Genomic DNA, 12,383 nt, shown 5'->3' on the forward strand with positions numbered 1-12,383 from the left:
TGCCATGCAACACGACAAAATAGTAGTAGGACTCGACATCGGTACAACTAAGATTTGTGCCATAGTTGGAACCAAGAATGAATACGGAAAACTTGAGGTTCTGGGAATGGGTAAAGCCGTTTCAGACGGAGTGATCCGTGGAATAGTAACCAATATTGATAAAACCATTATTGCCATTGAAAAGGCGATTGCGGAGGCGAGTGAGCAATCGGGCATTGAAATCAATGTAGTCAATGTGGGAATAGCCGGTCAACACATTAAAAGCTCAATCCACCATGGAAGCATTACACGCGACCGGGTAGACGATGAAATTACCGTAGAAGATATCAATCGGCTCACCAACGACATTCACAAAATTGTAATGCCTCCCGGTTGCGAGATTATTCATGTTATGCCGCAAGACTACATTGTGGATTATGAAGATGGCATTAAAGATCCGGTAGGTATGTCTGGTGTAAAACTGGAAGCCGACTTCCATGTAATTACAGCACAGACCAATGCCATAAGAAATATAAACAAATGTGTTAAGCGGGCAGGGCTGGAAATCGAAAACCTCATTTTAGAGCCGTTGGCCTCCAGCATGTCGGTGTTGAGCGATGAAGAAAAAGAAGCAGGTGTTTGTTTGGTCGATATAGGAGGTGGTACTACGGATATTGCCATTTTCCATGATAGCATAATTCGCCATACCGCGGTCATTCCTTTCGGTGGCAATATTATTACAACCGACATTAAGGAGGGGCTCAAGGTAATGCAAAACCAGGCTGAGTTGTTAAAGACCAAGTTTGGCAAGGCCATAGCAGAAGAAGCCAATCCAAATGAAATTGTCTCGATTCCGGGCCTTAGAAACAGGCCTCCAAAAGAAATTTCTATTCGAAATCTGGCCCATATTATAGAAGCCAGAATGGAGGAAATAATTGAGTTGGTGCACGCAGAAATAATTACTTCGGGTTATGCCAATAAGCTGGCCGGAGGTATTGTGATAACCGGTGGCGGATCGCAACTGGCTTATGTGCAGCAACTGTTTGAATACATGACGGGCATGGATGCAAGAATTGGTTACCCCAATGAGCATTTGGGTAAATCTAAGATCGAAGCCATTAAGAGCCCAATGTATGCCACCACAGTTGGTTTGGTACTTTCAGGGTTCCGTGCCATAGATGAGCGCGAAAACCGCTACAATGAAAACAGAAACCATAGTGGAGTGAAAAAGGAAGTCAGAGGGCAAAAGAAAGGAGCAGAGTTTTTTAGCAAGCTTATTGACAAAACCAAAGGCCTTTTGATGGACGACTTTCATGATAAAGGGGAGTACTAGCTTAGAGCTAGGAGCATGAAGCGGGAAGCAAACGGCTTCCTGGAAACTGAAATTAAATCACACACAAAATGAGCTTTAGGTTTGAACGGATGAAAATTTGGATTGAAGCAATGGACTTGGGTGAAGAGATTAATGCTCTTTCATACAAATTTCCGGATAGGGAGAAGTTCAATCTTTCCAGTCAGATTACGAGAGCGATTGATTCTGTTGCCTTGAATATTTCAGAAGGATCAATTGGTCAGTCAGACTCAGAGTTCAGAAGGTTTTTAGGTTACTCTGTGAGATCAATCGCAGAGGTTGTGACTTGCCTTTACAAAGCGAGGAACAGGAATTATTTAGGGGAAGAAGAATTTAAAGTCAATTATCAGCGATGCTTCAACCTCTTGAATATGATAGTAGCATTTAGGAAAAAATTGAAATAACCGCTGTGGGCTTCAAGCTTCAAGCTTCTCGCTCCCAGCTCAAAATAAAACGACATGGCAGACTCATATATGTTTGAACTTCCAAAGCACCACAAATCAATCATAAAGGTGATTGGTGTTGGTGGTGGCGGTAGTAACGCAGTAAACCACATGTATAATCAAGGCATTAAAGATGTGGAATTTGTAGTATGTAATACCGATGCCCAGGCACTTAAAAGCAGTCCTGTACCCAACAGGCTTCAGCTTGGTGTTGGGCTCACCGAAGGGCTTGGGGCTGGCGCCAACCCTGATATTGGTAAAAATGCCGCTATTGAAAGCAAGGAAGAAATTCGCACCATGCTTTCGGACGATACCAAAATGGTATTTATAACGGCCGGAATGGGCGGTGGCACTGGTACAGGAGCTGCTCCTGTAATTGCCAAAATTGCCAGAGACATGGATCTGCTCACAGTAGGTATAGTTACTGCTCCATTTAGCTTTGAAGGCAAAAAGAAAATGGAAGCGGCCAATAAAGGTATTGCTGAGCTCAAAGAGAACTGCGATACAGTTTTGGTAATACTTAACGATAAACTTCGTGAAGTGCACGGTAACCTGCCCATCAGCAAAGCCTTTGGAGAGGCCGATAATGTGTTGACTACAGCAGCCAAAGGTATTGCAGAAATTATTACCGTACCGGGCTATGTCAATGTAGACTTCATGGATGTTCAAACCGTAATGAAAGGTGCCGGAGCAGCCGTAATGGGCTCTGCTACAGCCGATGGAGAAGGCAGAGCATTGCGCGCAGCCGAAATGGCCATATCTTCTCCATTGCTAAACAGCAAAGACATTCATGGAGCAACCAAAATTCTCCTTTCCATTATTTCCGGAGAAGAGGCAGAGTTGCAAATGGACGAACTTACTGAAATCACAGAATACATTCAGGAAAAAGCTGGCGATGATGCAGAGGTTATCTTCGGGCATGGCATTGATCCTAATCATGGCCAAAACATCAGCGTAACAGTTATTGCTACAGGTTTTGAGGCTCCGGAACTGAAGACTCAAATGAGCGAATCGAGAAAAAAAGTTATCGATCTGGAGAGCAATCGAGAGATCGATTTGAGAGATGAAGACTCTCTTTCACCTAAGCACTCGCAAACTTCCCTTTTCGATCGTTCGGCTGAAGCTCCAAAGGCGGAGCCCCAACCTGAAGCTACCGGCAAGTCGCAAGACGATGACGATGATGAAGACGCCAATCCTTCGGGCTACTCCTTCCTGGCCAGACTTGCCAGAAAGTACGAGATAGAAGAATACCCTTCAGCTCCCTATGAGGAAGAAAATGAGGTACGAAACAGGTCGTTAGATAATGATTTCTACGAAGAGCGAAACAAAAACTTTTTGGAAATGAAGCGTGCTAAACTTATGGAGCAGGCTCGTTTGCGAGAAGAACGACTAAGAGGCTCTTCTAATCATGGAATGAACAACGATGACTTTAAAGAGCGTTTGGAAATACCCGCTTACCAGCGAAGACAAGTTCGGTTGAGTGAAAACTCACCGTCATCTGAGCGTAATATTTCGAGATATAATCTCAATGATGATGACGAAATCATGGGAGACAATAAGTTTCTGCATGACAACGTGGACTAAAACCAATTTTTAACTTAATCAACGGTTAAAAGTTGAGACATGTGAATAAGACAGCCTACTGCCATGGGCTGTCTTTTTTATATTTAGCAGTAATAAAGGTAGATACCTTAGTTGGTTTCCTTTTTTCTATATTTAGCTTATTAACAATAAATGCATAAACAATGAAAAAGGTATTTGTCTTCGTTTTAATGTTTGTTTGCTCGATATCCTTTGGCCAGGTTGATCTTTGGAACGGTCTTCAACTTTACTTGCCATTTAATGGAACAGGGATAGATTTGACAGGTAATCATTCTCTAAGTGTGGCTGGAACAGCCCCTTCCTTAACCTCCGATAAGGATGGTAATCTGAATTCGGCCTTTGAATTTAATGGGCAAAGTGATTCATTCTACATTCAAGATACATCGGCTTTTGACTTTGGTAATCAGGATTTTACGATAGCGTTTTGGGTTAAGAAATTATCAACGACTAGTGCCTGGGATAATATTCAAGGTATCTCAAAATGGAATACTGGTGCTTCACCTGGTACTAATGAATGGGCTTTAGGGATTGGAGGAGGAGCTGGTAAGGATTCTAATATTCCGAGTTTCTCAATAGAAATCGGTAACACTTATTACACTGCAAAGCCTGCAATTAACGAAGTAGGTGTTGGTGTATGGAATCACCTGGTTGGTATGAGAGAGGGGACGAACATTAAATTCTATCTAAATGGTGTCTTAGAAGCAGTTACAAATGTGGGGGGAGGTGATATTAATAATGTTGGTCGTTATTTTAGAATAGCAAGAGGATTGGAAAGCACCGCAAATAGGGTAGCTAATGCTGTTTATGATGAAGTAGTTGTGTATAATCGAGCACTAAGTAATGAGGAGGTTACAGCACTTTTTACAGACGGTATTCCTGAAGAACCGACTCAGAACACTTCCTATGGTGTTTGGAAGATACAGCCAGATAGCAATATTTATTACGATAAAGGTAAGGTGAGCATAGGTATAAGTTATAGTAATGTCGAATACTCTTTGGCAGTAAAGGGAAAAATATTGTCCGAGGGTGTTAAAGTACAGTCATTAACTAATTGGCCTGATTATGTGTTTTCACCTAGCTTTTCATTAATGTCATTAGTTGAGCTTGAGGCCTTTATCAATGCAAATAAACACCTACCTGACGTTCCTTCTGCTAAAGAAGTCGAAAAGGATGGAGTAGACTTAGGTCAAATGGATGCCACCCTTCTTAAAAAGATCGAAGAGTTAACACTTTATACAATTCAGCAGGAGAAGAAGATTCAGATTCAGGAGGCAGAAAATACTGTACTAAAAGAATTGGTGAAAGAACTTACTGAAAGAATTGAGAAGTTGGAAAAGAAATAAAGGTATATGCAATAACTGAATAAGACAGCCTACTGCCATGGGCTGTCTTTTTTTATTCCCGTCACCTTCAATTTGCTTTAGTTTTTTAAGAAGAAGGCTCAAACGAACCTGTCAGTTGGTAAATGGGTTCAGCGGCATGAAAAACGAATTAGAATGTCACCAACTTCTCCGCATGCTGGTGCAAAAGGGTGTTGTATAAGTCGTTGGTGATTCTGGTGCCATCCCAGTGCTTTTCTATTCCGGCCAGCTTAGGTTTAATGGCCAAAACGTGCATACCCAGGTAGTTGAAAATGTCAGTAAGGTGTGCCATAGCCAATACACCCCCCTGAACTCCAGAAGAAACACCTATTAAAGCTCCTTTCTTATCACGAATGCCCTCTGGGTATTTTAGTCCGTCAATAAAAGCCTTTAATACACCCGGGAAAGAACCATTATACTCCGGCACCACAAATACAATTTTATCAGAAGCCTGGACTCGCTCCCTAATAGCGTTGAACTTGCTGTTTTTACCATTGTTGTCATAAAGCGCAGTGCCTACAAAGTCGCCCGGTAGTTCGGCTAAATCTACTATTTGAGTGGGGCCGCTAAACTTGCTCTTCAGTATATCTTGGTAGTAATGAGCTACTTTGCCGCTCATTGAGTTTTTTCTGTTTGTTCCTACTACTATGGTGATCATGTTAAAGGCTTTGCAGCGCAAACTTAAAGTCATTCACCAAAAATGCCGACCTCTGTTTGCATTATTTCAAAGTATGTATGTACAGCAAATTGATATTTTATGTAAAAGGTTCAATGGACAGTGTATTGATTGGCAACGGCTCGATGGAATTTTAGGAATTGTACCAGCCAATTGAAAATATCCGTTTAATTTCGACCCGGACAATCCTTCTTGTCTTTCACTGTAAATCATTAGCTATGACCTATTCAGAAAAAGTAAGGGAAACCACCACATATATACAATCCAAGACAAAAGTGAGGCCTCAGTTTGGGATTATTCTGGGTACGGGATTGGGTGCTTTGGTCAACGAGATATCAATTGTTGATGAAATTTCTTACGATAGTATTCCTCATTTTCCGGTGTCTACGGTAGAGAGCCATCAGGGTAAACTGATTTTTGGTGAGCTGGCCGGAAAAAGTGTAGTGGCTATGCAGGGGCGTTTTCATTACTACGAAGGGTACAATATGAAAGAGGTTACTTTTCCTGTTCGGGTAATGAAGATGCTGGGTATAGAGAAGCTCTTCATTTCTAATGCAGCCGGAGGTGTGAACCTGAGCTTTCAGGTAGCAGATTTAATGATTATCGAAGATCACATCGATCTCACCAAAGAAAATCCACTTACCGGGCCTAACCTCGATGAATTTGGAGGGCGCTTTCCGGATATGAGCCAACCTTATGAACGAAAGATGATTGACGAAGCTATGGAGATAGCCCGTGCAAATGGTATCCGTTGTCATGAGGGTGTTTATGCAGGGGTGAGTGGACCTAACCTGGAGACACGAGCTGAATACAGGTTCATTGCCCGTATTGGAGGCGATGCAGTGGGTATGTCTACCATTCCGGAAGTCATTGTGGCCCGACATATGGATTTGCCTGTTTTTGCCATATCGGCTATCACCGATCGCTGCGACCCTGACCATCTGGAAAAAGTAGAGATTTCGAAAATACTGGCTGCGGCAGCACAAGCCGAGAAGGGAATGACTCGAATTATCCGCGAGCTCATTGCCAGGCAATAGTTAGGGAGGGCATGTAAAAATGAGGCTACCTCAACCCACCTAAGCTCTGCGAAGTTTAGGGTATGAGATAGCCTCTCAAGTAAACCAATGATTCGCTATTGGCCCTCACTTTTGTGAGAAGATATCAGGCTTTTGACTTGGGCTCTGATTTCTTGAATATTGAATGTGTCTTGTTCCATTACCTGGTCGCCAAGCGCAAAAATCTTTTCAAAGAGCAGCCCATCGTTTTGCCTGGTGGCAATTGTGAGAACAGGGTTTTCAGCATATACCTCTTCCCACACGGCACGCACTTCTTTCCAGTAGAGTTGGTTTTTAGCCCACCATTGCCGGGCGGCTATGCACTTTTCATCAGCAACCTTTTGGTAAGTATTCCATCCTTTCTCCTGCGCTAAAAGCTTGTCGCCTTCTGCAGACCTTAAAATTTTGTCGTTGTCTTGCTCATGTATCCATCCATTGCCGGTCAATTCATGCCGGTTTACTCTCAACATCACGTTATAGTCGTTTCTTTTGCTGAACTCTCTTCGGGGCAATGGTGAGTAGCTGCTGGCTTCCCAATAGTGTCTTCCGTCCTGGTGAATCCAGGTGGCAGTTCCTTCGTAACGAGGGCTATCATCTACCTGAAATACTTTCTGAGTCCACTGGCCCTTCACTGCTTTTTTGTCTAGCACTTGTCGTTGCCAGGTGCTATTGCCCATAAAGCTGTATAGTTGGGTGTTTTCGTAGATCCAGTCTTGTCTCCAGTGCTTTACGATTTGACCGTTTCCTACAATTAGGAGGTGCTGCATGGAGATTTTATCCTTTTCATCCTCTACCAGTTCTACCCACTCGAGCGCTCCCGAGCTATAGTTGTCATGAAACTCGTAGTCCGGCAAAGGGCTAAAAGTTTCGGCAAAGTTGAAGCGAACCTCATAGCAACCGCACATGCTTTTAATCGCTTCTCTGTCTTTCTGCTTTTTGCTTTGTGCCCACAATGAGCCGCTAAGAAGGCAAAGGGCAATGATGCTTAACTTTTTCATACTTGTATAATTTTTTGGAATTGATTGTCTGTAGTTAGAAAGGCCACTTTTAGGCGTGGATAACCGTGAACGAGAAGTAGAATGTTGCCGACAAAATAGAGTCCGTGAGTAATTATCTCTCCAACATTGCCTCCCCCAAGGAATACTTCAAAAAGGAAGATGTTTAGTGTCAGAGGAATGAGCATTACCGCTCCCAGAAGTGCCAATACCTGGCTAATGAGTAGCAGACCACAGGTAATTTCGGCTACACCCAGCATGGGCCAGAAAAAGCCTGTTTGCTTGAGCCCTCCAATGTAAGCTCTGATTTTTACAACATTCTCCGGTACTTCGGTTGCCTGGGCTTTAATGGTGGTTTCTTGCGTTGTTTCCGGCTTGGGTGCAGCCGGCTTAAACTTCTGAATACCAGCATAAATAAAGAGTATGCCTAAGGCAAGCCTGATGGCAATAACCAAATAGTGAATAATGTGCTTCATAATGCTATGGGACAAGAAGTTGGTACTGAAACTGTGGGTGGCCGCGCTCACCCGAGACAGGGTCTACAAGTCTCGTGAAGCGCAGTTTGTAGTAGTTGCTCTCCGTATCTTTAATGATGTAGAACACATCTTCCTTTACTCCTGTTTGTTGGTCAGATCCCGGTTGGGCAACAACCCTCCAGCCACTACCAATGGCCGATACTTGCGATTTAAAAGAAACAGTGCTGATTTGTGCGTGCGAGAAGCCCTCATAAGTCACATCTCCTTCCGCTTGCACCTGAGCCACTTCCACTCTTCCGGCATTAGTAAGAATATAGTCTTTGTAAGCATAAGGAATTCGGGTGCTAGCGTCTATGGGAAGCAGGTTGGTAAAGACGGTAAATACCATGTCCCACTCCGTTTTGGAGGGTGCCACGGAGACTATGCCATCCTCAAAACTTACGTACACGAAATCGCTGTCGGCATTTTTCTGAATGGTCAGTTGTTCAAAGCTTTCTGCCCCAATGTTGGCATGCTGAAGTACATAGGCACTGCCGTTTCGTGTAATCTTTACTTTCTTCCATCCCCTTTGGCTACCATCGGGGTTTTTACCTCGGTTGATGATATACACCGGGTTGTCATCGGCATTGGATTTAATAGAAGCAATGGCAGTTGTGGAGAGGTCTCCCGAGGGATCGTCCATCCAGGTGGCTGCTTCAGGTAGCCATTCCGGACGTTGAGGCCCGAAAAGTGTTCCGAATATGGCATCGATATCGAGTCGCGCACCCCATCCGGTGGTGTCTTCTGCACTTACTGCTGTCAAATCTGTTTTGGCCAACTCATCGGCCAGAGCTGATGTGGAATTGTTTAATAGTACCCTGAACTCGGAACCGGTATAGAAGGCCAGATCCCAGTGGTTGCGGGCTACTGAGGTTTGGGTTTCGGTAGAAAGGTCTACAAATACCTGGTTAGGCTGATTGGGGCCTCCTACGGACGGATCCATAACGGCACTTTCGGTAGGGGGAATAGTTACAGGACCATCATCTTCGGTACAACTGAAGAGGCCTGCCGCCAAAAGGGCGGCATAAAATGGAGTTCGTTTTATCTTTATCATTTGAATTGTAGGTTATAGCTAATTTTTATGAAATAAGACCGGCCGTAGGAGAGTGCTACTGAACTGCCTCCGCTGTGGGCACCACCACCTGCTCCTGAATTACTGAGTTGCCGGATGTTAAATAAGTTTCTTGCACCCAGTAGCATTTGCCATCTTTTAGAAATGTGCTGGTTTATCGTGGCTTCAAGCCAGTGATAATCCTCTATGCCGCCAAGTTGAATGGTGTTGTTTTCGCTACCAACAAAGTATGATTGAAGCTTTCCGGTGTATTTGTAATATAGATTCAACCGGCTACCCCAGGCTTTGAAATGGTAGCTTATATGGGCGTTTAGCTCGGGAGAATAGAGGTATTGTTCCAGAGAAGGCGATAGATTTTGAAGCCGGTTGGAGCGCCCAACGTATGCTGCCCCAAGAGCTACACCGAGCTCTCGCCATGTGGCCTGTTTTTGAATATTAATACCCAGTGTTTTGAACTGGTTTATATTGATATAGGTGGCACTTGTAATGTCATTGGGTAGTTGGCCAATGCCAATCTGATCTTCAATTTGATTATAAAACAAGTTGATATCCGTTTGAACAGCTTGCTTGCCCAGGGAGTAGTGGGCCACCAGATTAAGGCCAATGTGATGTGAGGTTTCCGGTTTTAAATTGGGGTTGCCAAATATACGGTGGTTGGAGTCTACAAACTCAAAGTAAAGCTCACGTACCGAGGGAGCCCTAAAGCCCCTGCTATAAGACAGCCGAAGCTGGTTGAGTGAAGAAAGCTCATATTTTACCTGAAGAGCAGGTATAAGCTGTTGACCAAAGCCGCTATTATGAGTAAAGCGAACCCCGGGACGCAGCACAAGTTTTGGATGTATCATCCACTCCGCAGAGCTGTATACCGAATATTCCTCGATTCCCTGACGCCCCTTCGCTATGCGTCCTCCCCCTACTTTTTCGAGCGACAGTTGATAGCCCAACTGAATGGCTGTTTTTGAACCTACTGAAAGTTGAGTGCTTCCTCCGGACTCCCACACCCGATAAGTGCTCAAATCCTGATCTCCCTCTCCGGTTGTTAATCGTTCCTCTCCATTGATAAGGTTTTTAGAAAAGCGTGATTTTTGGCGTTGAAAGTCCGAGAAAGAAAGAAACAGGTTGTATTGTTTGAAAACATCCGAACGACCCTCGGCCTGTAACTGATGGGTATGGCGCTGTGAGGTATATGTTTCATCTATGGCGAAAGGCTGATTTTGCCCGTTGGGCTGAAAGTTATTCTGTGGGCGGCCAAAGTCTTCAATCAGCTCATTCAGGGCCTCACCTCTGTAATAGATACTTTTCTTAGGAGTCTCAAATTTTACGAGCAGGCTACCCAAGAGCTGGTTCTTCGGGTTCCATTCGTGAGTTCTCAATGGGGCGGAGCCTGTAAATCCCTGAAAATCGTTGTGTTGAATATGGCTTAGCAATGACCATTTCTTACTCAGTTTTTTATTTACCTGAAGTGACTGAACGTGCTTACCATTTCGTGGGCCGGCTTCGTTGCCAGCAGTTTCGGATTGCACGAAGGCGCTTACTTCGGTAGATCGCTCAAAGTCTTTTTTGGTAATTAAGTTAACCACGCCAGCCAAAGCATTAGCTCCGTAGTTTATGGCCATTGGGCCTTCCACTATTTCGAGACGTTCAATCTGTTGAAGGTTAATCTGGCTAAGGTCGGCCGCATTGCCATTGCCATTACGATTCACCAGTGGTACCCCATCAATGAGAATCTTTACATTTTGCGCGGAAATACCCTGGAGACTGACCGTAGCATTACCAATGGCCAGATCTTGTGAAATGCGCATGTTCAGTCGATTTTGTAAGGCCTGTTCCAGAGTTATGGCACCCCGGTTTTCAATTTCCTCACGGGTTATAGTGGCTACTCGAAATACGGAGTTTCGCACAGACTGAGGAGCAAATTGCCCCGTAACAATCACATCATTCAGTGCATTGATTTTAGCTTTGAGTCCGTAGGTTTTATTGGTTGCCGAACGCAAGGTGTCTGAAAGTGCCGGATAGTTTATGTGCGATGTTTGCAGGCGAACAGGGTAATTGAGAGCCGGTAAGTTTAGCCTTCCCTGGGCATCGGTAAATAGGTGTAAGGTACGCGCCTGTTCGCTTACAATAACAGTTAAATATGGAATGCCCACCTGCTCTTCTTCATCCATAAAAACCAATTGCTGGGCTTGGGCAGGAATGCAAATGGCAGCTAGTAAGATGATCCGGGCTATTTGATTCATTATTTAGAATGATTCTTAATAGTGACAAAGGTATGGTACCCATGCCTGCCGGGAAATCGCTACTTCTAGTAAAAGAAAATCACTAGTTCTAGTAGTGTAGGAAAATGATGAAGCAACAAGTCAGGGGGGAGGAAAGAGAAGGGAAAAAGGCTGAAGTGTAAAGCTGACAGCTTAGCCTCTAAACCTGGCGAATGGTTTTTAAGCCGGTTAATGATCCATTGACCGGAGGCTTTCTATTTATTTCAGACCGTTTCTTCGAAAGGACAATAGCCTGTGCAAAGGCTTTTAATACCCGATGGTATATACGAAAATAGTCGTGCTTAAATGGACACCCAGCCCTGTTTAACGGCATATACGATTAGCTCGGTAGGAGACTTCAGGCCAAGTTTTTTGAGTACATTTTTGCGGTGAGAGTTTACGGTGTGAATGCTCACATTAAGTTCTGTGGCAATTCTTTCGGAAGAAAGTCCCTTGCCTATGTAGCGAATAACCTGCATTTCCCTGTCTGACAGTTCCATGGCATTGGGAATGTCTTTTTGAGTGATGACTTCTATTATGCGTTGGCAGTAAAACTTGCCGCCACTCATTATGCTGTTTACAGCTTTGGTGAGTTCATGAGTAGAGCATTGTTTGGTTAGAAACCCTTCAATACCCAAACCAAGGTATTGCTTAATCATCAGGGCATCGTCATCATCCGATATAATCAATACACGAGTATCGGGTAACCGCAGTTTTATCCGCTCCAGGGTTTGGGGTTGTATGGTGTGCCTTCCCTTATATTCCAGGGTGAGCAATTGGGGTTCAATTCTATATACCTGATCTTCCAGGTTTTGATCGGTTTTGAGAAGATGTATGTCCTGGGCTTGTGTAACTTTTTCCACTACGGCTTTCATACCCTGCCGGGTAAGGTATTGTGGGTCGTATATGGCTACACTAAATCTCAATTCTTATTTAGACTGAATAAAAACAATGCAAAAATAATAGCTAAATCAATAGCAGGGCACCTTTTTATCAAGTTGTTTTACCTACCATCAATTCATATGGCCATAAGCAGCCTTGGTTGTGGCCAAAACCAAACAGTGGGAAGAAGTGCCCCC

11 protein-coding genes are annotated in these 12,383 nt (G+C 43.9%); 5 read left to right on the plus strand and 6 right to left on the minus strand.

Annotated elements, in window-relative coordinates; translation table 11 throughout:
- The first annotated feature begins 4 nt into the window (after positions 1-4).
- From ftsA to IE164_RS10485, 4 genes are all read left to right on the plus strand, one after another.
- Positions 5-1,312, plus strand: a complete 1,308-nt coding sequence (gene ftsA, locus IE164_RS10470; protein WP_189630190.1) for a cell division protein FtsA — start codon at positions 5-7, stop codon at positions 1,310-1,312.
- Positions 1,313-1,380: 68 nt separating this feature from the next.
- On the plus strand, positions 1,381-1,734 hold the full coding sequence (locus IE164_RS10475) for a four helix bundle protein (protein WP_189630191.1): 354 nt from the start codon (positions 1,381-1,383) through the stop codon (positions 1,732-1,734).
- A 54-nt stretch (positions 1,735-1,788) separates the two neighbouring features.
- A complete protein-coding gene (gene ftsZ, locus IE164_RS10480) occupies positions 1,789-3,357 on the plus strand; it encodes a cell division protein FtsZ (protein ID WP_189630192.1) in 1,569 nt (522 codons plus the stop codon).
- Positions 3,358-3,518: 161 nt separating this feature from the next.
- Positions 3,519-4,718 carry a LamG domain-containing protein gene (locus tag IE164_RS10485; protein WP_189630193.1) on the plus strand — a complete coding sequence of 400 codons (1,200 nt, stop codon included), beginning with the start codon at positions 3,519-3,521 and terminating at the stop codon, positions 4,716-4,718.
- 148 nt (positions 4,719-4,866) lie between these two features.
- On the opposite strand, the gene IE164_RS10490 is transcribed toward IE164_RS10485, so the two are convergent.
- Positions 4,867-5,394 (minus strand): NADPH-dependent FMN reductase, encoded by a 528-nt coding sequence (locus IE164_RS10490; RefSeq protein WP_189630194.1) that lies wholly within the window; start codon positions 5,392-5,394, stop codon positions 4,867-4,869.
- 236 nt (positions 5,395-5,630) lie between these two features.
- Between IE164_RS10490 and IE164_RS10495 the strand changes: the two genes are divergently transcribed.
- The gene (locus IE164_RS10495; protein WP_189630195.1) at positions 5,631-6,449 is read left to right on the plus strand and encodes a purine-nucleoside phosphorylase; all 819 of its coding nucleotides are present in this window, start codon (positions 5,631-5,633) and stop codon (positions 6,447-6,449) included.
- Between the two features lie 95 nt (positions 6,450-6,544).
- On the opposite strand, the gene IE164_RS10500 is transcribed toward IE164_RS10495, so the two are convergent.
- From IE164_RS10500 to IE164_RS10520, 5 genes are all read right to left on the minus strand, one after another.
- The gene (locus IE164_RS10500; RefSeq protein WP_189630196.1) at positions 6,545-7,465 is read right to left on the minus strand and encodes a DUF6607 family protein; all 921 of its coding nucleotides are present in this window, start codon (positions 7,463-7,465) and stop codon (positions 6,545-6,547) included.
- Complete coding sequence (locus IE164_RS10505) at positions 7,462-7,938, minus strand: DoxX family protein (RefSeq protein ID WP_189630197.1); 477 nt, start codon at positions 7,936-7,938, stop codon at positions 7,462-7,464. Before IE164_RS10505 ends, IE164_RS10500 begins: the two co-directional genes overlap by 4 nt.
- Positions 7,939-7,942: 4 nt before the next feature.
- Positions 7,943-9,031 carry an HmuY family protein gene (locus tag IE164_RS10510; RefSeq protein WP_189630198.1) on the minus strand — a complete coding sequence of 363 codons (1,089 nt, stop codon included), beginning with the start codon at positions 9,029-9,031 and terminating at the stop codon, positions 7,943-7,945.
- A complete protein-coding gene (locus tag IE164_RS10515; RefSeq protein ID WP_189630199.1) occupies positions 9,028-11,286 on the minus strand; it encodes a TonB-dependent receptor plug domain-containing protein in 2,259 nt (752 codons plus the stop codon). Before IE164_RS10515 ends, IE164_RS10510 begins: the two co-directional genes overlap by 4 nt.
- A 320-nt stretch (positions 11,287-11,606) precedes the next feature.
- Complete coding sequence (locus IE164_RS10520; protein ID WP_189630200.1) at positions 11,607-12,230, minus strand: helix-turn-helix transcriptional regulator; 624 nt, start codon at positions 12,228-12,230, stop codon at positions 11,607-11,609.
- Between the last annotated feature and the right edge of the window lie 153 nt (positions 12,231-12,383).

Source organism: Roseivirga thermotolerans, assembly GCF_014653175.1.
GTDB classification, from domain to species: domain Bacteria; phylum Bacteroidota; class Bacteroidia; order Cytophagales; family Cyclobacteriaceae; genus Roseivirga; species Roseivirga thermotolerans.

Coding starts and splice junctions, on each gene's coding strand:
- ftsA (WP_189630190.1), top strand. CDS start 5: ATGCAACACGACAAAATAGTAGTAGGACTCGACATCGGTACAACTAAG.
- IE164_RS10475 (WP_189630191.1), top strand. CDS start 1,381: ATGAGCTTTAGGTTTGAACGGATGAAAATTTGGATTGAAGCAATGGAC.
- ftsZ (WP_189630192.1), top strand. CDS start 1,789: ATGGCAGACTCATATATGTTTGAACTTCCAAAGCACCACAAATCAATC.
- IE164_RS10485 (WP_189630193.1), top strand. CDS start 3,519: ATGAAAAAGGTATTTGTCTTCGTTTTAATGTTTGTTTGCTCGATATCC.
- IE164_RS10490 (WP_189630194.1), bottom strand. CDS start 5,394: ATGATCACCATAGTAGTAGGAACAAACAGAAAAAACTCAATGAGCGGC.
- IE164_RS10495 (WP_189630195.1), top strand. CDS start 5,631: ATGACCTATTCAGAAAAAGTAAGGGAAACCACCACATATATACAATCC.
- IE164_RS10500 (WP_189630196.1), bottom strand. CDS start 7,465: ATGAAAAAGTTAAGCATCATTGCCCTTTGCCTTCTTAGCGGCTCATTG.
- IE164_RS10505 (WP_189630197.1), bottom strand. CDS start 7,938: ATGAAGCACATTATTCACTATTTGGTTATTGCCATCAGGCTTGCCTTA.
- IE164_RS10510 (WP_189630198.1), bottom strand. CDS start 9,031: ATGATAAAGATAAAACGAACTCCATTTTATGCCGCCCTTTTGGCGGCA.
- IE164_RS10515 (WP_189630199.1), bottom strand. CDS start 11,286: ATGAATCAAATAGCCCGGATCATCTTACTAGCTGCCATTTGCATTCCT.